20 protein-coding genes are annotated in these 23,066 nt (G+C 27.1%); 11 read left to right on the top strand and 9 right to left on the bottom strand.

Annotated elements, in window-relative coordinates:
• Window position 1: 1 nt before the first annotated feature.
• On the bottom strand, window positions 2-1,096 hold the full coding sequence (locus tag ACAN_RS09395) for an aminotransferase-like domain-containing protein (RefSeq protein ID WP_099335413.1): 1,095 nt from the start codon (window positions 1,094-1,096) through the stop codon (window positions 2-4).
• A gap of 113 nt (window positions 1,097-1,209) precedes the next feature.
• On the opposite strand from ACAN_RS09395, the gene ACAN_RS09400 reads away from it, so the two are divergent.
• The gene (locus tag ACAN_RS09400; protein WP_079580290.1) at window positions 1,210-2,061 is read left to right on the top strand and encodes an AraC family transcriptional regulator; all 852 of its coding nucleotides are present in this window, start codon (window positions 1,210-1,212) and stop codon (window positions 2,059-2,061) included.
• Here ACAN_RS09400 and ACAN_RS09405 read toward each other — a convergent pair.
• Window positions 2,058-3,866, bottom strand: a complete 1,809-nt coding sequence (locus ACAN_RS09405) for an HD domain-containing phosphohydrolase (protein WP_099335412.1) — start codon at window positions 3,864-3,866, stop codon at window positions 2,058-2,060. The two genes, ACAN_RS09400 and ACAN_RS09405, sit on opposite strands and share 4 nt — an antisense overlap.
• Before the next feature lie 161 nt (window positions 3,867-4,027).
• Between ACAN_RS09405 and ACAN_RS09410 the strand changes: the two genes are divergently transcribed.
• From ACAN_RS09410 to ACAN_RS09420, 3 genes are all read left to right on the top strand, one after another.
• Entirely contained in the window at window positions 4,028-4,369 is a 342-nt protein-coding gene (locus ACAN_RS09410) for an ArsR/SmtB family transcription factor (protein WP_079580292.1), read from the top strand.
• Window positions 4,370-4,371: 2 nt separating this feature from the next.
• Window positions 4,372-6,582 (top strand): heavy metal translocating P-type ATPase, encoded by a 2,211-nt coding sequence (locus ACAN_RS09415; RefSeq protein WP_099335411.1) that lies wholly within the window; start codon window positions 4,372-4,374, stop codon window positions 6,580-6,582.
• A gap of 162 nt (window positions 6,583-6,744) precedes the next feature.
• Window positions 6,745-8,880: a TonB-dependent receptor gene (locus ACAN_RS09420; RefSeq protein WP_099335410.1), complete on the top strand. Its 2,136-nt coding sequence runs from the start codon at window positions 6,745-6,747 to the stop codon at window positions 8,878-8,880.
• 83 nt (window positions 8,881-8,963) lie between these two features.
• Here the strand turns inward: ACAN_RS09420 and ACAN_RS09425 are convergent, their stop codons facing one another.
• The 3 genes from ACAN_RS09425 to ACAN_RS09435 all read right to left on the bottom strand — a co-directional run bounded on the left by ACAN_RS09425 (window position 8,964) and on the right by ACAN_RS09435 (window position 14,176).
• On the bottom strand, window positions 8,964-11,702 hold the full coding sequence (locus ACAN_RS09425; protein ID WP_147525215.1) for a T6SS phospholipase effector Tle1-like catalytic domain-containing protein: 2,739 nt from the start codon (window positions 11,700-11,702) through the stop codon (window positions 8,964-8,966).
• Window positions 11,695-12,891, bottom strand: coding sequence for a tetratricopeptide repeat protein (locus ACAN_RS09430; RefSeq protein ID WP_147525216.1), 1,197 nt, complete (start codon window positions 12,889-12,891; stop codon window positions 11,695-11,697). Before ACAN_RS09430 ends, ACAN_RS09425 begins: the two co-directional genes overlap by 8 nt.
• A gap of 151 nt (window positions 12,892-13,042) precedes the next feature.
• A complete protein-coding gene (locus ACAN_RS09435; protein ID WP_099334353.1) occupies window positions 13,043-14,176 on the bottom strand; it encodes an iron-containing alcohol dehydrogenase in 1,134 nt (377 codons plus the stop codon).
• Window positions 14,177-14,369: 193 nt separating this feature from the next.
• On the opposite strand from ACAN_RS09435, the gene ACAN_RS09440 reads away from it, so the two are divergent.
• From ACAN_RS09440 to ACAN_RS09465, 6 genes are all read left to right on the top strand, one after another.
• Window positions 14,370-15,542, top strand: coding sequence for an Opr family porin (locus ACAN_RS09440; protein WP_099334354.1), 1,173 nt, complete (start codon window positions 14,370-14,372; stop codon window positions 15,540-15,542).
• A 348-nt stretch (window positions 15,543-15,890) separates the two neighbouring features.
• Complete coding sequence (locus ACAN_RS09445) at window positions 15,891-16,127, top strand: FeoA family protein (protein WP_322863368.1); 237 nt, start codon at window positions 15,891-15,893, stop codon at window positions 16,125-16,127.
• Window positions 16,124-18,610: a ferrous iron transport protein B gene (gene feoB / locus ACAN_RS09450; RefSeq protein ID WP_099334355.1), complete on the top strand. Its 2,487-nt coding sequence runs from the start codon at window positions 16,124-16,126 to the stop codon at window positions 18,608-18,610. Before ACAN_RS09445 ends, feoB begins: the two co-directional genes overlap by 4 nt.
• A gap of 39 nt (window positions 18,611-18,649) precedes the next feature.
• Window positions 18,650-18,949 carry a hypothetical protein gene (locus tag ACAN_RS09455; RefSeq protein ID WP_099334356.1) on the top strand — a complete coding sequence of 100 codons (300 nt, stop codon included), beginning with the start codon at window positions 18,650-18,652 and terminating at the stop codon, window positions 18,947-18,949.
• 85 nt (window positions 18,950-19,034) lie between these two features.
• Complete coding sequence (locus ACAN_RS09460; RefSeq protein WP_099334357.1) at window positions 19,035-19,826, top strand: DUF4198 domain-containing protein; 792 nt, start codon at window positions 19,035-19,037, stop codon at window positions 19,824-19,826.
• A 39-nt stretch (window positions 19,827-19,865) separates the two neighbouring features.
• Window positions 19,866-20,003, top strand: coding sequence for a FeoB-associated Cys-rich membrane protein (locus tag ACAN_RS09465; protein ID WP_099334358.1), 138 nt, complete (start codon window positions 19,866-19,868; stop codon window positions 20,001-20,003).
• Window positions 20,004-20,038: 35 nt separating this feature from the next.
• On the opposite strand, the gene ACAN_RS09470 is transcribed toward ACAN_RS09465, so the two are convergent.
• From ACAN_RS09470 to ACAN_RS09485, 4 genes are all read right to left on the bottom strand, one after another.
• A complete protein-coding gene (locus ACAN_RS09470) occupies window positions 20,039-20,548 on the bottom strand; it encodes a TSUP family transporter (RefSeq protein ID WP_228150632.1) in 510 nt (169 codons plus the stop codon).
• A 382-nt stretch (window positions 20,549-20,930) separates the two neighbouring features.
• Complete coding sequence (locus tag ACAN_RS09475; protein WP_099334360.1) at window positions 20,931-21,476, bottom strand: hypothetical protein; 546 nt, start codon at window positions 21,474-21,476, stop codon at window positions 20,931-20,933.
• A gap of 13 nt (window positions 21,477-21,489) precedes the next feature.
• The gene (locus ACAN_RS09480) at window positions 21,490-22,119 is read right to left on the bottom strand and encodes an XRE family transcriptional regulator (RefSeq protein WP_099334361.1); all 630 of its coding nucleotides are present in this window, start codon (window positions 22,117-22,119) and stop codon (window positions 21,490-21,492) included.
• Window positions 22,120-22,454: 335 nt separating this feature from the next.
• Window positions 22,455-22,733, bottom strand: coding sequence for a hypothetical protein (locus ACAN_RS09485; RefSeq protein WP_099334362.1), 279 nt, complete (start codon window positions 22,731-22,733; stop codon window positions 22,455-22,457).
• Between the two features lie 84 nt (window positions 22,734-22,817).
• Between ACAN_RS09485 and ACAN_RS09490 the strand changes: the two genes are divergently transcribed.
• On the top strand, window positions 22,818-23,066 hold the full coding sequence (locus ACAN_RS09490) for a hypothetical protein (protein WP_099334363.1): 249 nt from the start codon (window positions 22,818-22,820) through the stop codon (window positions 23,064-23,066).

The following is a 23,066-nucleotide window of genomic DNA, read 5'->3' on the forward strand; positions in this document are numbered from 1 at the left end:
CTTATTTTGTAAGCTCAGCTAAGATTTTTATTCCCTTTTTAGTCTCTTTGAAGTTACAATTTGTAAAATTAAATCTTGCTTCATTACTTTTTTGTTCATCAAAATAAAAAACTTGTGCTGGAACAAATGCAACTTTTTTTTCCAAGGCTTTTGTTGCTAAGTCCATACTATCATTTATATTATTGAATTTTCCATAAATAAACATTCCACCTTTAGGTCTTTTAAACTCAAAATTTGGAAGATATTTCTCCATGCAATCAGCCATATAATTCATTCTTTTTTTATAATTCTTTGCATTTTTTTCAATATGCTCAAAAACATTATTATCTTCTAAATATTTATCTAAAATCATTTGATTAAAAGTTGATGTATGTAAATCTAAAGACTCTTTTACCACAATTATCTTTTCAATTAATTCTTTATTTGCTCTAATCCATCCAACTCTAAGTCCTGGTGCAACAATTTTTGAAAAAGTACCTAAGTGATAAGACTTATCTTTGTAAAATGAACATATTGGCTTTTTTATTTTACCCTCAAAGTTAAGCAAGCTGTATGCTGCATCTTCTATCAAATAGGCATCTTTTTCTTTTAATATATTTGCTACTTCTTTTCTTTGCTTTTTAGTATATGTATAAGTTGATGGATTTTGATAATCACTTATACTATATAAAACCTCATCTTTTTTTAATATATTATTCAATTGTTCAAATGTTTTAAAATCTTTTATATTTTTATTCAATATTCTAAATGCAGATAATGCTCCAATATATGAAGGACTCTCCACAATTAAATTATTTACATTTAAACTTTTTAATATAATATCAAAAGCTTGTTGGCTTCCAGTTGTTATTAAAATCTCATCTTTTGTCGTCTTTAGATTATAAACCTTAGTATAAAAGTTGGCTATCTTTTCTCTTAGGCTATCTATTCCTTGAGACTTACTATACTGCAAAGAACTTTTGTCTTTAAGAACTTTTTTAGAGGCTTTACTAATTTGTTTTAAAGGGAACAAATCCTCATTTGGTAATCCCCCTGCAAATGAGATTGTATCTTTATCTATTGCATCTAAAATTTTTCTAATATAAGACCTTTTCATTTTTTTCCCTCAATTTTTATTACGATGAAATTATATATAATTTTTGATTCTATTTCTTTATCTTAAATTGCAATTTTTTTGTTCTATATTGCTTTTTTTGATATAATAACTTTATGAAAAAAGATACAAAAATACAAAGAGCAAATATAGTAAATAAAACACTATTTTATATTTATAAAAATATTGATTCAAATATAACATTAGATGATTTAGCAAAACTAAATAGTGTTTCAAAATACCATTTTCATAGAATCTTCAAAGAAGAAACAAATCAAAATCTATTTGATTTTATAACATCAACAAGATTACAAAAAGCGGCAAATTTACTTATTACAAATACCCATTCAACTATTAGTGAAATTGCAAATACATGTGGATACTCTTCACACTCTTCATTTATAAAAGCTTTTAAACATAAATTTTCATATACCCCTACTTCATGGAGAAAATCAGGGCATATTGAATACTCAAAATTTTTAATTAAAGAGAATAAAACTTTTAAAGATATTAATATGCAAATTGAATTAGTTCCAAAAAGATATTGTGTATACATAAGACATAAAGGTTATGATAAATCAATTAGTAAAATATGGCAAAAGTTAAAAGCATTAGCATATGAATATAAACTTACAAACTATACACAACTTGCACTTTTACATGATAATCCTACAATAACACCTTTAAATGAGTGCAGTTATGTTGCAGCAATTGAGGTTCCAAAGGAGTTAAGCTTTGAAATTTCAACTATGCAAATACCCCAAACCTTATGTGCATCTTTTCATTTAAAAGGTGTATATGGAGATGTATTAGTCTTTTTGAGATATGTTTATCACTTTTGGCTTCCAAAGTCTGGATATGAGGCTACAACTTTGCCATCATTTGTACATTATCATAAAAACCATTTTCTAAATGAAAATGAAAATTTTGATTTAACTTTTTATCTTCCTATAAAAGTAGTATATTAAAACTCATCTTCATAATTTTTTTGAATAGTTAAAAATTCATCTAAATTATTAAGAAAAATATCTACTAAATTTGGATCAAACTGTTTTGCTCTTTCTTCTTTAAAAAGTTTAAGTATCTTTTCTAATGGCCAAGCCTCTTTATAGCATCTTTTACTAGCTAATGCATCAAAAACATCACAAATTGCTGTTATTCTTCCATAAATATGTGTTTCATCTTTTTTTAAACCTCTTGGATAACCTTTACCATCCCATCTTTCATGGTGTTCATAAGCAATTGTTGCAGCTGCTTTAAGTATTTCTCTATTTGAATTTTTTAGCATTTCATAACCTAGTCTAGCATGCTCTTTCATCTTTGCATACTCTGCATCAGTTAGTTTTGCAGGTTTTTTTAAGATTTCATCTTCAATAGCTATTTTTCCAATATCATGCACAGGAGAAGCAAGCTTTAAAAGTTCACAATCTTTTCTTGGTAAGCCACATTTTTTGGCCATCAAAAATGAGTATTCTGCAACTCTTTTTACATGATTTCCTGTTTCATTTGATCTGCCCTCACAAATAGTTCCCATAGTGTAAAGAACCTCTTTTTGTGTATCAATAATCTCTTTATTTAAATATATAATCTCACTAACATTGTGTTTTATACTTATATACTCAATAATCTCATCATTTATATTTACTATTGGAATAATAGTAGTATCCATATAGTAAGCTTTTTTATCTTTAGTTCTATTTTTAAGTATGCCTCTCCAAATATTTTTTGATTTTAATTGTTCCCACATATTTTTATAAACTCTTGTAGAAACTTCATCATCTCTTACACACTTAAAAGTACTTCCTAATAACTCATCTTCACTAAAACCTGACACTTCACAAAACTTGTCATTTACATAAGTTATCACGCCTTTTGTATCAGTTCTTGTAAAAGAAGTACTAACATCAATTGCTTTTTCAAACTCTTTTATTAAATGTACCTTTTCACTTAAACCTTTTGAAGTAGTATCTAGCTTATCTTTTAATAAGTTTTTATAACTTTCGATTTCTGTAATATCATGTCTAATTCCTAAATACTCCACAACTTCATTGTCTTGATTTAAAACAGGAATAATAGTAGCATCTACTATATAAAAACTTCCATCTTTTGCCCTATTTTTTACAATACCTTTCCATGTCTTTTTTTCTTGCTTAATTGTTTCCCACATTTGTCTAAAAGTCTCTTTTGGCATATCTTCATGCCTTAAGATATTATGCTGTTTTCCAAGTAGTTCATTTAAGTTATATTTTGAGATTCTGCAAAACTCTTCGTTTGCATATGTAATTCTTCCTTTTTTATCAGCTTTTGAAAGAATAGTAGAGTTATCAACAGCTAATTTATAATGCTCTAAAACAGAATTAACATATTTTATTTCATATCTATGAGAGAGTCTTTTAATACAAGAGTCAAAAACCTCTTTTAACTCTTTTTTCTTTATTGGATATTGAATATAGTATCTAATTCGAAGTTTTATAGCTTTTATTAAATCTTTTTTCTTATTAAATTTTGAGATTAATATAAAAATTTGGTCTTCATTTATTTTTCTTATTTTTTTTACCATCTTTTTTCCATCTTCATCAGAGAGTAAAAAGTTAGTTAAGACAATATCAAAGTTACCTTGCAAATATAAAGCATAAGCCTCTTCTTTTGATTTACAAACAACAATATCATCTATATCATACTCTTGTTTTAAAAGCTCTAATAATTGAGAAATACACTCATCATCATTGCAAACAAAAAGAATTGATAATTTATTATTTTTATTATTTTTCATAAAATAGACCACTTTACTAATATAATTTAATTATTTCATATACTTATAAATTAAATAATTATATTTGATTTTACTTAATTATATTTTAAAAATCTAATCTATTTTTAAGAATCGATATCATATGATTACATATTCATATGTACATATAACAAAGGAATAAAATGTCAACAGAATGTTGTGATCACTCAAAAGAAGTAGAAAAAGTAAAAAAAGTTTTAATATGTGATGAAACTTTATATGATGTGGCAGAGCTGTTTAAAGCCTTTGCTGATACTACTAGAATAAAAATTATTGCTGTTTTAAAAGAAGAAGAGTTATGTGTTGGAGCAATTAGTGAACTTATAAATGTAAGCCAATCTGCTGTTTCACACCAATTAAGAGTATTGAAAAATTCAAAAATTGTAAAACCAAGAAGAGTTGGAAAGCAAATGTTTTATTCACTAGATGATGAACATATTAAAAAAATATACGATATGGGATTAGAGCATATAATAAAAGGATAATTATGCAAAAAGTTAAATTACAAAATCTTGATTGTGCAAACTGCGCAGGAAAAATTGAAAAACGATTAAATGAATTAGATGAACTAAATAATGTTAAACTGAATTTTTCAACTTCAACATTAAGTTTTGAACAAACAGTAGAAGAAAATTTACTTGATAAAATAGAAAAAGAGATTCAAAAGATTGAAAGAGAAGTAGTTATTGAAAAAGATAATATTAAACAACAACAAAGAAGTTTTTGGCAACTACTTGATAAAAAACTTTTAGGTATAACTATTGTTTCACTTGTTTTAACATACATTTCATACAATTATATACAAAATGAAACGCTTCAACTTGCAGTATACTTATTAGCATACTTTTTAGTTGGTTGGGATGTTTTATACAAAGCTGTTAAAAACTTAACAAATGGAAAACTTTTTGATGAACACTTTTTGATGGGAATAGCAACAATTGGTGCTTTTGCCTTGGGTGAGTATGTTGAGGGGATTGCTGTTATGATATTTTATCAAGTGGGTGAAATGTTCCAAGCAGTTGCTGTTAATAACTCAAGGGATAGTATTAATTCATTACTTGATATAAAACCTGAATTTGCAAATGTAAAAGATGGTGAAGAGATTGTTCAAAAAGCACCTGAAGAGGTTAAAATTGGTGATACTATTTTAGTTAAAGTAGGAGAAAAAGTTCCAGTTGATGGAGTATTATTATCAAAGAATAACTCTTTTGATACAAGTGCAATAACAGGAGAGTTTAAACCTAAAAATATCAAAGAAGAACAAGAAGTTTTAAGTGGATTTATAAATACTTCAAAAGCTTGCTATATAAAAGTAACTTCACTATACAAAGATTCAACTGTTGCTAAAATCATAGAACTTATAGAAAATGCTTCATCAAAAAAAGCAAAAGCAGAAAAATTTATAACAAAATTTGCAACTATTTATACTCCAATAGTTGTTGTATTAGCTGCACTTTTAGCAATACTTCCTCCACTATTAATTGAAGATGCACAATTTGCAGATTGGATAGAAAGAGCATTGATTTTCTTAGTTATTTCTTGTCCTTGTGCCTTAGTTGTATCTATTCCATTATCATTTTTTAGTGCAATTGGTGCAGTATCAAAAAGAGGAGTACTTGTAAAAGGTGCTAATTATATAGAAAAATTAACAGAGATTCAAAATATAATTTTTGATAAAACTGGTACATTAACACATGGAGTATTTGAAGTTACAAATATAAATAGCAAATATATTTCAAAAGAAGAACTTTTAAAATTTGCTGCTTATGCAGAGAGTTTTTCAACCCATCCAATAGCAAAATCAATTGTAAAAGCTTTTGATAAAACAGTAGATTCTAAACTAATAACTGAACATGAAGAGTTAAGTGGTCTTGGAGTAAAAGCAATAATTGATAATAAAGAGATTTTAGTAGGAAATAAAAAACTTCTAGATAATTTTAAAGTTACTTATGATGAAATAAAAGAAGATTTAAATGTTGTATTTATTGCAATAGATTCTAAATTTGCTGGGTATATTGTAGTAAGTGATATTATAAAAGTTGAAGCAAAAGAAGTAATTCGTGAGCTAAAAAGTTTAAATATTCATAAAACATATATGTTAACAGGTGATAAAAAAGAGGTTGCTTTAAATGTTGCAAATCAATTAGGAATTGATGAAGTAAAATATGAACTTTTACCTCAAGAAAAATTAACAAACTTCCAAGCCATAAAAAAACAAACAAATAAAGTTACAGCTTTTGTGGGAGATGGAATAAACGACGCACCAACATTAGCAAATTCAGATGTAGGATTTGCCATGGGTGGAGTTGGAAGTGATTTAGCAGTTAAATCTGCTGATGTTGTTATTTTAAATGATAATATTAAATCAATTAGTGATGCTATTAAAATTGCTAAAAAAACAAAAGTTATTGTATATCAAAATATTATTTTTATAATGGCTATAAAAGTTGCATTTCTTGCTTTAGGTGCTGGTGCTATGATTAGTATGAAAGAAGCAATTTTTGCTGATGTTGGAGTAGCTTTACTTGCTATATTTAACTCTATGAGAATTTTAAAAACAATAAAAGATAAACCAAAACAATCAACTTGTGAAGATAATAGTTGTGATATGGAAAAAAAACAAAAAATAACAAACTTTAGTGCTACACAAAAAGATGCTTGTTGCACAGACACAAATTGTTGCTCAACAAAAAACTAAAGGGATAAAATCCTTTAGTTTTCATATTTCTTTAACTCTTCTCAAAATTTAAATAATTTTAAAGTGTATTATAATTTTTTAAGCTTTCCTATGTAATAATCCGCGCCCTAAAATATTATTGATAATTATTATTAATATTATACACATACACAAAGGAAATTTATGAAAAAATTAGTTACTTCATCTTTTGTAGTAATGCTAAGCTTAACAACAGCACAAAGCTTACTTAATGCAAAATCCCTTGAAAACAAAAAAAGTAACAAAGAGAAAAAAGAGTTTAACGCAGTCCTTCCAACTGTTTATATTGAAGCTATGAAAGAAGACGATATAACAAAAGGATATGTAAATTATGAAAATGCTTCTATTACAAGAAATAATATGAGCATAAAACAAACTCCTATGACTATTGATACTTTAAATATTCAAAAAAACAAAAACTATGGAACAAATGATTTAAGTTCAATACTAGAAGGAAATGCTGGTATTGATACTACATATGACATGAGAAGTGATAATATTTTTATTAGAGGTTTTAGAGCTGATACAAATGATATTTATAGAGATGGTATTAGAGAAAGTGGACAAGTAAGAAGAAGCACTGCTAATATTGAAAGGGTTGAGATACTAAAAGGACCTGCTTCATTGCTTTATGGAAGAAGTAATGGTGGGGGAGTTATTAATATGGTAAGTAAATATGCAAACTTTGATAATTCTAGTAATGTTGGTCTTTCAATGGGCTCTTGGAAGAACAAAGGAGCAAATTTAGATATAAATCAAGTAGTAAATGAGAATGTTGCAATTAGATTTGTAAGTGATGTGACAAAAGGTGAAACTTTTAGAGATAGCATTCAAAAAAATATAGAAAATGAAAGTAAAATGTTCTCTCCAAGTATTACTATTACAAACAATGATAATTTAAAATGGACAGCTCAATATACTTATGATTATGCAAAAAGAACACCTGATAGAGGTCCAAATAAGACACAATATGACCTAATGGGTATATCTTATGACAAAGCTTTTGCTCACAATGGAGATTATGTAGAAGATAGATTACAAATATTAAGATCTAGTTTAGATTATCAAATCAATGATAAATGGAGTCTAAATTGGGCAGCTGCATATAGAGAAGCTGAACAAAATTTTGACCATTACTATTTAGGAAGTTATGACACTACTACTAAACTTTTAAATCAAAGTTATGCATGGCAAGAAACAGAAAATAAGACAATTTCAAATACATTAACACTTAATGGTGAAGTAAAAACAGGTAATATTTTGCATAATTTAACTTTAGGAGTTGATTACAGTAAAGAGAAAAGAACTCCAGAGTTATACTATACAAGAAATCAATTATTTGACCCTTTTGATTCTTCTTCATGGACAAGAACTGAAAAGAAAGATGCACTAATAAAAAATGAGCATGAAGGGGTTTCAAAAGGTATTTTTTTAGAAGATATTATCTCTTTAACTCCTTCTTTAAAACTAGTTTTAGGTGGAAGGTTTGATAAATACTCATTTAGTTCTTCAGATATTTCAAATAATCACAGCTCTTATGATGGTGACTCTTTTAGCCCAAGAGTAGGAGTTGTTTATGATATAAATGAAGATCATACTATTTATACTTCATATAATAAAAGTTTTTCACCTTATGGAGGAAATAGTTATTTAGGTGTAAGTGCTAGTGCTGATTCTAACACTTTTAATGATGAACCTGAATACAATGAACAGTATGAAGTAGGAATTAAAAGTGATTGGTTTGATAATAAACTAAGTAGTACTTTTTCTTTATATCAAATTGAACATTTTAATATTAGATATAGACCTGATTGGGAACCTGATTTAACAAAATGGTATCAAAGAGGGAAAGAGAGATCAAGAGGAGCAGAACTAAGTATAATTGGTCAAGTTTATGAAGACTTTTATCTAAGAGCTTCTATAGGAACAATGCAAGCAAAAGTTATAAAAGATAAATCAAATCCTGATAATGAGGGTAATTACTTAAGTAACACTGCAAATATCAATGGAAATATTTTTGTAAGATATGCGCCTTCATCAAAAAACTTCTATACAGAACTTGGAGTTACACATGTAGGGAAAAGATACTTCTATGATAGAAGTGGAAATGAAAGTACTTTAGATAGTTTCAATAGAGTAGATTCATTATTAGGTTGGAAATATAAAGATGTAAATATTACACTTGGTATTTTAAATCTATTTGATAAAGATTATTGGAGATCAAGTACAATGCCAGGAGCATCAAGATCAGCAACTTTAAGACTTAATTATAAGTTTTAATAACTTATTATGCACTCCCTCTAGGGAGTGATTAAAACAGACGAGGAGACCATTTAAATAGAGTAAAATTAATTAAACACTAATCATCCTCTAGTAAACTCTTTGCCCTTTGTAGAATAAATAACTCTCTTTCCATATAGCTCATATTCATCTTTTTTCTCATTTGAAGGTTTATTTACAAAGTTTCCAACTTGTGAAGAGTGGTGTAAATAGTTGTTTTTTAACTCTTTATATATTTTTGTATTCTCTTTTTTTAAAACTTTATGCTCTTTAAGTGCTTTATATGTTTCTTTTAAAGTTTCATCATCTTTAAAACTATAATTAAATTTACCAAAAGGAACCATCTCAAACTCATCTTTTCTATTTTTTTGTGTTTTTGAATCTACATATACAGCTTTATCATACATTAATCTCATAGCTACATGTTCATATTTATTTGATACTTTTGGTTTATACATATATAAATGTAAATGATATTCCCAATTTGAAGAGTTTCCCCAAATATCTTCTCTTGGATTAAGTTTATATTGATTTTTTATATAGTAATAAAAACCTTCTTTATTTTCCAATTTTTCAATATCATCTTTTAGTTTCTCTTTCTCATTTTTTGATTTATTTTCTTTTTCTAGTTCTTTTTTTAATTTCTCTATTTCATTTTCTCTTTCTTTTTGTTTTTCTTTCATTTCTTTTATTTCTTTTTTTGAATCTTTTTGTATTAATGCATTATTTTTTAACCAATTATATTTATTATTCCACTTTTGTATATTTTTTCTTAAGTATTCAGGTAGTTTTTTCTCTTCTATTATAAAATCACCAAGATAAACCAATTCATTTTCTTCATTATATCCCCCTCCCACATCTGCATGTGCTCCAGGAAGATAGAACTCTTCAAATCTTGCACCACCATCTTCTCTTTTTTCTGTACTTTGTTTATAATAGTGCTTATTTATATTTGTAAAGATAGAGTATGCTTCAAAGTTATATCTAAACTCATCATCTGCCATTAGATGAATTACATGCCCTACTTTTTTATTATTATCATTTTCAAAAAAGTTTATATTTAAATCATCAGAATCATTTGATTGCATAATTCCATAATGTGTTACTGTATCAAACAATCCTGCAAATCTAAAAGAGATTGATTCAATTGTTATCTCTTTTTCTTTATAAAAAGGATTATAAACTCTATGATTATTGTTATTTGGATTAATATACTCTATATCTGTTCTAAGTGGATTAAAAATAGTCTTACTTCCAATTCTTACATAACCATTACTTCCAAAAAATTCATAAAAAATATCTTTACTATCTTTTGTTTTTATTGTATATTCTCTTTTTTCATTTTTTACCAATTGTGTATTTTTCAAAAGTGTACAAATAAAATGTCTTGCACTAGTAGAACCTCTACTAAATCCAAATACATCTAAAACTAGTTCATCTATATGTGTTATTGAATCTTTTCTTAATTGTTCAGCTATTTTTATACAAGAGTATAAACAATGTGCTATTACTCCACTCTCTCCCATTCCAAGACCCAATCCAACTACAGAGTCATCTTCATAATCTTTTTGTATAAAAGGATTAAAAGTTCCAGAACCACTTTCATAAAGTTTAAATCTAGTATTTGGAAGAGCATCTTTGTTTTTCTTTACATCATCTCCATCATAAAGTTCATATAATCTACTAATATTTGTTTCACCATTTGTAAAGCTACTATCTTCATTATCATCTGGAAGTATTTCTTTTATTATATAATCAGAAATAGTTTTTTCTTTTGCATCTTTTTTACTATTTTTTACATCAAGTAAATAATCAAATACTTTTTTTGAATCTTTTTCTGCTTTTTTAGTAGTTATAATTTCATCCTTGCCTACAATAAAAACCGATTTACTATCAAAATATCTTATTGAAGCGTTGTTCATTTGATTTATAATCATTTTTTTTGTTTTTTTTGTAAACTCTGGGTTATCTATTGAAAGGATGTATTCTTCAATTGTTCCTTGTTTTCTATCTTTTAATTTTGGTTTACCAAACTCATCATTTTCATTTAATCCATCTTCTATATCTTTTGCAGGCTCTTTTAAAAACTTTTTAAAGTTTTTATAAAAATCTATATTATATATATTATTATTTGTTCCATCAAAAAATATTCCATATTCGACTATTAACTCCGGCATAAAAGAGGCTATTATTTTATCTTCATAAGATATTAGTTCTAACTCTTTTGTTTTAGAACCATCTTTTATATTATAAACATATGGCATAGATAGTACTATATATGCTTGTTCATCTTTATTTGGTTTTTTTGAAGTTTTATTTACTTCTTGTTTTAAAATTTGTTGACAACTATTTTTATTATATGTAAAAAAAGATGTACTTTTTTTCTCAAGATTCTCTTTTAGATTTTTTTCTAATACTTTTTTATATGCATGATGATATTTCTTTGCTTTTAATACACTTCCATAAGATTTTGAGTTATACAATTGAGTGGTACAAAGTTTTACCAATTTTTTATCAACTATTTGTTCAGTTACACCACGTAAATCATCAAAAATCAAGGGTTTATTATTTTCAGTACTCTCTTTTTCTACAGCTTTTATCAAATAAGGTTTATATTCTTCTATTACTTTATTTAAGATAGTTTGTTTATCGTTATTTGAGTCTAATAGTTCTTTAATATCTTCATTTGATATAACCATATAAGCGATTCTAGTTTTTATATCTTCTTCTATTGCTTCATTCTCTTTAGTACAAAATTCATTTAAGTGTACTACTTCACCCTCTTTATGAAATGCATTTCCTTTAGTTATATCATTACTCATATGATACTCCTAAAGCATTTAGTTTATTAATAGCTTTTTTATGTCCTAATTTAGCAGCTTTCTTATACCACTCTTCTGCTTTTTTATAATCTTTTAAATCATATTCAAGCATATAACCCAAGTTATACATTGCACCTATATCTTTAAAATTAGCAGCTTTTTTATACCACTCTTCTGCTTTTTTATAATCTTTTTTATCAATATTATATAACATAGCTAAATTAAAAGCACAATCTATACACTTAACCTCATTAAATCCTTTTGCATACCAATAAATTGCTTTATCATAATCTTTTAATATTTCGTCATATAATAAACCCAATCTTGAAGTTGACTCTTCATTTTTAAGTTTAAAACCTTTTTTATACCACTCTTCTGCTTTTTTATAATCTTTCCTATCTTCTTCATAATATTGTCCTATGGCACCCGCACATAATCCATATCCCATTTCATAACATTTTTTATAATACTTTATTCCCTCTTCATCATTTTTTCTTGCTTTATTTTTTCTATAAAATATTCCTAGACTATGATATGCTTGAGCATAGCCTAACTTTCCAGCTTTTTTAAAAGTATTTATTGCTTCATCATATTTTTTTTGGTCTATATACATCAGTCCAATAGAAATTAGTGAGTTCATATCTCCTGTTTCATATGATTTCATAAACCATTTATATGCTTCATCATATTTTTTTTGGTCTATATACATCAGTCCAATAGAAATTAGTGAGTTCATATCTCCTGTTTCATATGATTTCATAAACCATTTATATGCTTCATCATATTTAAAGTTTTTATAATAATACACACCTAAATTATGTGCTGATTTTCCATGTCCTGCATTTGCTGCTACTTTAAAGTTTTTAACTGCTTTTTTATTATCATGTAAAAAACTTAAATATAGACTTCCTAATTGTGCATATGATTCTATACTTCCTTTTTCTTTTCCTTTATTAAAGTAATCTATTGCTTCATCAAAGTTACCTTGTCTTGCATAGTATATACCTGCACAACTATATCCTTGTAGTTCACCCTCTTGTATTAATTTTTTATATTTTTTTATATCTTCTTTTGTATATTCTATTTTTATACATTGGTTTATATCATATTTGCTTTTTTTTAATTCTTGTGCATTTAATACTATTGTTGTTATACATATTATAAGTAGGGTTTTTATTATATTTTGCATACTATTTTTCCTGTTTATTTGTTTTTGTATTAAAATAGTAGCTAAAATAATATTAATAGTTATTTATATTCTTTTAAAATTTATTTTACTGAAAAAATAAATATATAATTATAAATATTATTTATCTAAAGAGGATATTTCCCCTTTAGATTTATTTCATAGTTAGTGTAAGTATTTGTTCTATCTTATCAAGTGTGATATTTTGTTTTTCACCAATTGCTGTCATCTCATGTTTTTCTAAAGCATTTGTAATATTTGATACAACTTTATCATCTATTTCATAATCATTTAGATTTGTTGAAACTTCTAAAGAGTGATATAACTCTTCTATTTTTTCTATTGTCTTTTGTGCATCATCTATATTAAAAACATTCTGTCCCATTTGTAAAAGTTTCTCTTTTTTATCTTCAAACATTACTCTTAAAAGTTGGGGTTGAACTACTGCTAAACTTCTTGCATGGTCAAGACCATAAAATGCTGTTAGTTCATGTCCTATCATATGAGTTGCCCAATCTTGAGGTACTCCTGAACCAATAAATCCATTTAAAGCTTGATTTGCTAAAAGCATTAGATTCTCTTGCCAATGGTAAGTATCTCTTTTATTCCAATTATTTGCAAGAGTAATTAAACCTTTTAAAATAGTTTCACTATATCCATCATGCAGTAAAGAGTCATTTGGATAAGTAAGATACTGTTCACATGTATGAACAAAAGCATCTATTAATCCATTTGATAATTGTCTATCATCAAGTGTTATCATAACACTTGGGTCTAAAACTGCAAACATAGGAAAAACTTTAGGTGAAAAGAAAAATCTTTTTTCATTTGTTGTTTTTCTTGAAACTACTGAACCACAGTTAGATTCACTTCCCGTTGCAGGCAAAGTTAAAATCACACCCAAAGGTAAAGCTTCTGTAGGTTGTGCAGTTCCATCTAAAAAGTCCCAAGCATCACCCTCATATAATGAAGCTGCTGCTAAATATTTACATCCATCAATAACAGAGCCTCCTCCAACAGCTAATATAAAATTGATATTTTTTTCTTTTACTATTTTTACTGCTTTATTCATAGTCTCAACTGTAGGATTTGGTTCAACTCCACTAAATTCAAAAGATTCATATTTTTCCAAAGCTTTTACAACTTGTTCATAAACACCATTTTTCTTAATAGATCCTCCACCATAAACAAATAAAACTTTTGCATCTTTAGGTATATAACTAGAAATAGATTCGATTTTTTCTTTTCCAAACTCTATTAATGTTGGGTTATGATATGTATATGTCATATTTTCTCCTTTTTCTTTATTATATAACGAAAAAGTGAATTCTGCAAAGAAAATTTTTAAAACTTTAAAATTATAAATAATCACATAAAAAATTTACTTTTTAGACCCACTAATTAATTATACTTTTAAAATAAACTTAATTTTACCAATTACTGTAAAAATAAAGTTTAAACACTTTGGAAAAAGGAAAACAATGAAAAGTATCAAATTAAGCTTAATCGCTTCATTAGCTTTAAGTGCATGCACATTCGCGAGTGCAAATAGTTTACACGAAGCTTTAACAAATGGAAAAGTAAGTGGAGAAGTTGCAGTTACTTATGAAACAAGAAATGTTGATGAAAAAGTAGGAAACTATTATCAAGACACTGCTTATAGTGTTGGTTCATTTGCATTAAAGTATGAAACAGGTGTTTGGAATAATCTTAGTTTAACTACTAAATTTAGAGCATATAAAACTCTATTTGAAGAGCATGATAGCCTTGAAACTTGGAAAGGTAGTGGAGATGCTAGTGAGAGATTTTATGAAAATGGTGATGAAAAAGACATTGATGCAGAAGAGTTCTTTGTAAAATATCAATATGAGAATTTCACACTTAAAGCTGGTAGACAATTTATTGTTTCTGACTGGTTTGCAAAAACACATGATGCAGTTAAACTTGATGCAGTATTTGGTGATACAGCAGTTGAAGCAATCTGGTCTAAAAAAATTGGTAGAGTTTATGCAAGAGATTATAGACCTATGGAAAATATCAATGATAGTAAAGGTGCATATAAATTAGGTATTACTCATAAATTCAATGATAATATCAAAGCAACTGTTTATGATGTATATTTACCAGATAATCACTACAAATTAGGTGGAAGATTAAATCTTGATTATGATAAATTTTCTATTAGAGCAGACTATGTTCAACAAAAAATGGATGATGATTTAAATCAAGATGATACTGACTTTTTTCATTTAAAAGCTAGTACAAAAATCTTTGGAGTTAATGCAGCTATTGGTTATGCAAAAGTTGGAGATGACAAAGACCCATTTATTGGATATGGAGCAGCTGGAGAGTCTTTAAGTCCATTTGAAGAAGGTGATGCTTTTTATTATAGAAATGCAGAGACTTACTATGCAAGTTTAAGCAAATCATTTGGAAATTTAAATGCTACTTTAATTTATGGAATCTTTAATGATTATAAGACAGATTCACAAGAAGAGTATGATGCTGAAGAAACAACTTTATGGTTAGGATACAAAGTATCTGATAATATCAAAGCAAATGTTGGATACACATACTTTAATACAGATGATGTAAATGGTTGGGTTGGTTCTGATATGAATCAATTAAACGCTACATTAGTATATAGTTTCTAATTTTATACACTCCTTTTGGAGTGTATATAGGTCATAAAACTGCCTCTGGAACATTTTTATTGTCCCTTTTTGTTTCTTGATTTTTTATCTTCAGATGTTTCTTGCGAATTTTACATCTTAAGAGTTTCAGGGGTAGTTTTATGACCTAACTTCATAAAAATTATAATTTTTTCTTATAATTTTAACTTCTTAATTTTTCATATTTTAGTGACATTTTAATAACAAACAACCTTTTTATGGTAATTTCTAAAAAAGAAATTTTATTTTTTTAAGTATTTATTATAATATTTTAAGTTTTAATATCTTAATATTTCAATAACGATTATCATAATTACTAAAGGTTATATTTTGAATAAAAAAATGATTATGCTTGATTCTTTATCAAAAGGTCAAAAAGCAAAAATAAAAAAAATAAGAACTGATGGAAAACTTTTAAGAAGACTGTTAGATATGGGCTTTGTTATGAATAGTGAGATTGAGGTTATTAGAGAAGCACCTTTATTTGACCCAATGGAATTAAAAATACAAGACTATTATATAAGTATTAGAAAAAGTGAAGCTTCTTTAATTGAGGTTAAGATATGAAGCAAATAAAAGTAGGTCTTGCAGGTCAACCAAATTGTGGTAAATCTACAATTTTTAACCTTGTAAGTGGAATTGAACAACACATTGCAAACTATCCTGGTGTAACAGTAGATAAAAAAACTGGATTTTTCAAATATGAAGATTACAAAGTTGAGATGGTAGATTTACCAGGAACATACTCTTTTAGCTCATTTTCACAAGAAGAAAAAGTTGCAAAAAAATTTATAATTGATGAGAGTAATCCAAATTCAAAAGAAAAAAATATTGATATTATTGTAAATGTAATTGACTCTTCAAACTTAAAAAGAAACCTTTACCTTACATTTCAACTTTTAGAGATAGGAATACCTGTTATTGTTGTATTAAATATGATTGATATAGCAAAAAATAGAGGCTTAGAAATTGATTCAAAAAAGATTTCTAAAATGCTTTCTTGTCCAGTTGTTGAGACAAGTGGATCAAAAGGCATTGGTGGAAAAGAGCTTATGCAAACGATTACTGATACTTTTGAAAAAAAGACACACTATGAAGAGTTTAAAATAAACTATGAAGAGTTAGAAATTCATATAGAAAAGATTGAAAAACTTTTAGAAAATAGTAAAAGTCACCTAAGTAAAAGATGGCTTGCAATCAAACTTCTTGAAGAAGATCCAACTATTTTAGAACATGTTGGCTCAGAAATAAAAAAAGAAGAAATTGATAAAGAAATAGAGAGTTTTCATACACTTCATGATAAAGATACAATCTCTTTTCTTGCAACATTTAGATATGACTCTGCTGATGTTATATATCATGAATGCGTAAAAAATCACAATAAAAATAAAGAAACCTTAACTGATAAAGTTGACAAGATAGTATTAAATAGAGTATTTGCAATACCAATATTACTATTTATTATATTCTTAGTTTACCAAATATCTATTGTTTATGGATATAAACTTACAGATTATACTTGGCCTATATTAGCTTCAATGAAAAACTTTATCATTGATATATTACCAAAAGCTGATTTTACCCAAGTGCCTATGATAACAGATTTTTTTATCTGGATGACAAATAGTTCAATTGCATTATTAAACTATATTCCAATATTTTTTATTCTATTTGCATTAATTGCAATTATGGAAGATGTAGGTTATATGCCAAGAATGGCTTTTATTCTTGATAAAATCTTTAAAAAGTTTGGTTTACATGGACAATCTACTCTTCCTTTAGTATTAGGTGGAGCAATGGTAGGAGGTTGCGCAGTTCCTGGTGTTATGTCAACAAAAGGAATTAGTGATGAAAGAGCAAGAATGGCTACAATATTAACAGTTCCATATATGAATTGTCTTGCCAAAGTGCCTTTTTATACACTTTTATTAGGAGCTTTTTTCAAACCAGAAATGGCATTGATGATGTTTTTCATTTCAACAATTACTATTTTTATTGCACTATTAATTGCAAAACTCTTAACAACAACAGTACTAAAAACAAGACAAACAGCTCCTTTTGTAATGGAGTTACCTCCTTATCATGTTCCAACAATTAAAGGTGTATTTATAAGATCTTTCCAAAAAGTGTGGATATATATTAAAAAAGTTGTAACAATTGTATTAGCAGTAGCAGTTATACTATTTGCAATGCTAGAGTTTCCAGGATTAAGTGAAGAATCAGCTTTAAAATACGAAAAGCAATCACTTGCATATTTAAGTAAATTTGATAAACAAATTAAAAACAACAAATATTATGAACTAGTAGATACAAAAAAAGAGGTTTCAGATTTATTAAACTATTATGATGGTTATAGAGCAAAAAGAATGGCAGCTACATCAAAAGAAGATGCAAAACAGCTTGATAAAAAATTTAAATTAATAAATGCAAACTATTATACATTCTTAAAACCCAAAAGAGATAAAGAAGCAAAAAAAATAAACAGAGCTATTAGAAAACTCTCAAGAGATAGAAAAAAAGTTTTAAGAGAGATGAAAAACGAAAAAATTGAAAATTCAATTTTAGGTATGACAGGAAGAGCTTTAGAGCCAGTTACTCAATATGCTGGGTTTGATTGGAAAATAAATGTAGCATTTTTAAGCTCTTTTGCAGCAAGGGAAAGCGCAGTTGCAACACTTGGAAGTATTTATGAAAATAACAAAGCCGATTCTAAAAGAGCAGAAGAAGCAATGGCTGAGAATAGTGGTTATACTCCATTACATGCAGCTGCAATTATAATTTTCATGATTCTTACTCCACCTTGTATTGCAACTATGATTGTAGTAAAAATGCAAACAAATAGTTACAAATGGATGGTATTTGCAATATTTTTCCCTGTGTTTTTAGGAATTGCAATGTCTTCTTTAACTTTTACAGTTGGAAATATTTTCTCCTTAAGTGGAGTGGAAGCCATGGCAGCATTCTATTTTGCAATAGTTTTTATTACTCTTATTTTGGCTTTTTATCCAAGTAAAAGTATAAACTGGAAAGGAGGACTAAATAAAGTCTAATTTAAAAAAAATACAATTTAATAAAAAGAAAGGAAAAAAATGAAAAAAATAGTATTAGCATTAAGCTTTATGATAAGTTCAATGTTTGCACATAGTGCAATAATGAGTTGTTTTGATAACGCAGATGGAACAATCACTTGTGAGGGTGGTTTTAGTGATGGAAGTAGTGCCACAGGAGTAAAATTTAAAGTTGAAAAAGATGGAAAAATTATATTCAACACTAAAATGAATGAATATAGTGAAGTAACATTTGATAAACCAAGTGGAGATTATACTGCAATCTTTGATGCAGGTGAAGGACATCAAGTAAAAATAAATGGTTCTGATATAACAGAATAGTATAAAACTTTATCTTCTTTGTGAAGATAAAGCTAATTAATAATTGATAATGACTATAAATATTAATATATAAAAGGAAAACAAGATGAAGAAAATTTTGATTAGCAGTATTGCTGCAACAGTTTTAGCAACAAGTGCATTTGCACACTTTCAAATGCTTTATACTGATAACATGGCTCTTCCTAAAGGGAAAACTGTTGAATTTAAGCATGTATTTACACATCCATTTGCAGATGAGCATACAATGGATATGGCAGGAGTAGAAGAGTTTTATGTAATAAATAAAGGCAAGAAAAAAGATTTAATGAAAAGTCTAAATTCTATTACTTTTCAAGGAAATCATAATAAAGCAAAAGCATATGAATCAAAATATAAAGCTAGAAGAATGGGTGACCATATTTTAGTATTAAAGCCAAAACCATATTATGAAAAAAATGAAGATGCATATATTCAACAAATTACAAAAACTATAATAAATGTTGCAGGTACACCAACTGATTGGGATAGCGAGCTTGGCTTAAAAGCTGAAATTGTTCCATTGACAAAGCCTTATGCTATTTGGGAAGGTGGAAGCTTTACAGGAATAGTAAAATCAAAAGGAAAAGTTGTTCCTTATGCTGAAATTGAAGTTGAATATCTAAATAGAGATGTAGATACAAAAAACAATAAAATGGGTAAAGATAGAGTTACTGCACCACAAGACTCATTTGTAACAATGACAATAAAAGCAAATAAAGATGGTGAGTTTACATTTGCCATTCCAAAAGCTGGTCAATGGGGATTTTGCGCACTTGGTGTAGGTCCAGATAAAGAGTATAAAGGTAAAGAATTAAGCCAAGATGCGGTTATTTGGGTTGAAGCTAAACCTATGAAATAATAAGTATGAGCAAAAGCTCATACTTAAAAGGAAAATTATATGGATAAAATATTATTAATAGTAATAACACTTTTTGCAGTTTATTATATCTATCATTCAATATCTAAAAATAAAGGTTGTAATTGTGGTAAAAAAAGTTGTGGTATAAAAAAAGATGAAAAAACAAAACTTAAGTAATAAACAGTATCAAGTTAAAAAATTAATTTGATACTTTATATTATCACTTGTGCGATTAAAATCAATGAAATAATAAATAATACAGCTCTAATTACTTTTAAATAAACTTTGGTATCCATTCTCTTTTTTAACTTAATTCCTAAATATAGTGAAAATGAGATTATAAAAATTGCCATAAAAGAAAATGACAAATGCTCACTTGTAAAACTTCCATTTATCAAAAAAACCACAATCTGAATAATTTTACCAAATAAAAAAGAGATATTCATAGCTTGAATAAGCTCAGCTTTTGAATACTTAAGTTCAATTCCATATATCATAAGCAAAGGTCCCATTACATTAGTAAGTCCGCCTACAACCCCTGTAAATAATGAATAAACAACAAAAGAGCTTTTTGGATAAGTTTTAAAAATAGAGATTGACATATCAACTTTATTTACAAAAAGATAAATAAGTATTATAAAAGCCAATAGAAGCTTAAAAAGCTCAGAGTTACTCATAATTAATAGCTGAGTACCTATTGCACTTCCAAGCATTGTAAGCAATGCTAGTGTAGGGTAGTGTTTAAAAAGTAAGTGCTATTCCAAGGGGCATTTTTTTAATGAAAGTACTATTTTATGGTGGTTTTGGTGTTTTTTTACTTTATGTTGTAAAAAAGTGAGTGTTCAAAAACAACTATACATTGTTCAATAAGTGTTCAAAAAATCAAACCATCTTCCAAACTACGATTATATCAACTATCTTTCAAATATTATGTATGAGTGTTAAAAAGAGTTTTATGTTGTAAAATCGTGGTAATATAACCTAGTAATATAACCAATATAACTAAATTAATTTGTATGAAAAAAGTTAGTAAGGTTATAATTAAGTAGGTTTATAAAAACAATATTACTCACATTTTATAAACAAATGTTTTTTATATTAAACTTAGTTACAAAGCTTTAGTGCTTCTTTTGTTACCTCTCCTATATCAATTCTAGTGCCTTTAATGTTTGGATTTCTTCTTATGAACTTATTTAGTGCATTTATATTTGATTGTCCATGTAAATTATCTGCAAATCCAGTTAATCCATAAGGTGTTCCATTTATTTCAACAACTGGTGATTTAATGCCATTATCTATATAACATTTTAAAACTGCTTCATTAACAGTAAATGGCCATTCTTTTGTTAGAGATTGGGGTGTGATTACTTTTTTATTTGATTTGTTAGTTCCATCACTTGGTAAAACTAAAAATAGAAATATAATTATAGCTATACCCCAACCAAGGTATTTTTTTATATTGTCTTTTTTTAGTTTTTGTTTATCTACTAAGAAGATTACATATGAATCATTTTTTCCATTGTCAATATACTCTTTAAATTCATATCCTTTTTTTGAATATGATTCTTTGACCATATCTAAGTTTTTTAATCTAGCTTCTTTATCATCTTTAAATGCAACTATTTTAACTTTCTTTTCAACTTTATTCATTATTCTATCCTCTTTAAAATGGTCTTATTTTTGCTCTAACTATACCTATAATAGAAAGTGCATCCATCTCTTCTTGGTTCTCTAAAAGTATATCTCCTGAAAACTCATTTTCGCTCTTTAATTTAATCCACTTAAAAAATGGATCTGCTTCATATCTTTTTATATATACTTGTCCATTGATATTTGCAACTACTACATCATTGTTTTGAGCTTCGTTTTTTCTTTCAAGTATTACCATCTCCCCATTTTGAATAAAAGGCTCCATTGAATCACCAGTTACTTTTATCATATCAAGGTTTTTAAATTGTTTTAATCCAAGAGCTTCTAAGAATCCTTTATCAAATGACATTGGTACTGCATTTGAGTGTCCATTTGTTGCACCACCTCCAGCTGCAGCATAAACATCTGGGTAAAAATTTATAATAATAGAATCATTACTATTAATTTTGAAAGTTTCTCCATTTCTTATTTCATCAAATTTCTTATGCATACTAGAAATTTTTTCTACATAAATTTCTTTAATAGGTGTAATTCCTTTTTCTAAATTACCAATTTGTCTTGTAGATACACCAAGTTCTTCAGCCATTTTAGGCTGTGAAAAGCCCATTTTTTCACGTATTTTCTTAAATTCTTCACCATTCATATTACTAGTCCTTGAAAAAATTTCTATAAATTTCTATATTTTTAGTTTATTTTGCTTGACATATGGAAATTATTTCTATATACTTCCAATATAATTTCCAACACATATGAGGGAATTATATCACAATATAGCAATATATTGAATCTTTATAGAAAAAATTTCTATAAAAAATGAGTTCTTTAACATTTCAACCCGTAACCACGCAAACGATGACGGGCTTAAAATTCTGACTAACATAAGGTAGGACTGTGGTGTAGTGTTAGGAGTAAGTGTATTTATATTTGAGTCACTATTGAGTGATTCAATAGTAAGTATTAACAACTCAAAGAGAAGAATTATTTCTCTTCTCTTTTTTTATTATGAATTAATTTTGCAAAATCAAAACATCTTTGACTATGTTCAAAGAGTCCATTCATATAGTCTAATATATCATTAAGTTCTTCATTGACTATCGTTTTAGTTTCTTCATGTTTAGAGATAGGTTCTCCTTTTTTAAAGTGATAATTTGAGATATACAAGCTAAGTGTGGGAGTGATTGCTTTCATATAGTTTTCATGTGTTTTTGTAAGTTCTTTTTGAATTCTTTCAAATTCTTCAATCATATTACTATTCATATTTAAGTCCTTTTTGTTGTGTTTTGTTGCGAATTATCATAGCAAACAAGGACTTAACTGTGAGTATTTAGTGAAAGGTTAATAATGAGTAGAAAAAGTTTTAAAGAAATGACATTACGTGAACGATTTGATGCACGTGGTTTTTCTCCTATGGCATATGCAAAAGCATATGGAGTGGATAGAAGTACTTTATATGATGTGTTTAAGGGTATTTCAACTGGAACCAAAACAAGTAATAAAAAAAGTGGTGATGTAAGAAAAATTATATCTCAACTTAAAAAAGATGAAATTTGGATAGGACCACTACCATGGAAAAAAAAAGAGGAGGAATAA

Origin of the sequence: Malaciobacter canalis (genome assembly GCF_008000835.1) — a bacterium.
Taxonomy (GTDB): Bacteria; Campylobacterota; Campylobacteria; order Campylobacterales; family Arcobacteraceae; genus Malaciobacter; species Malaciobacter canalis.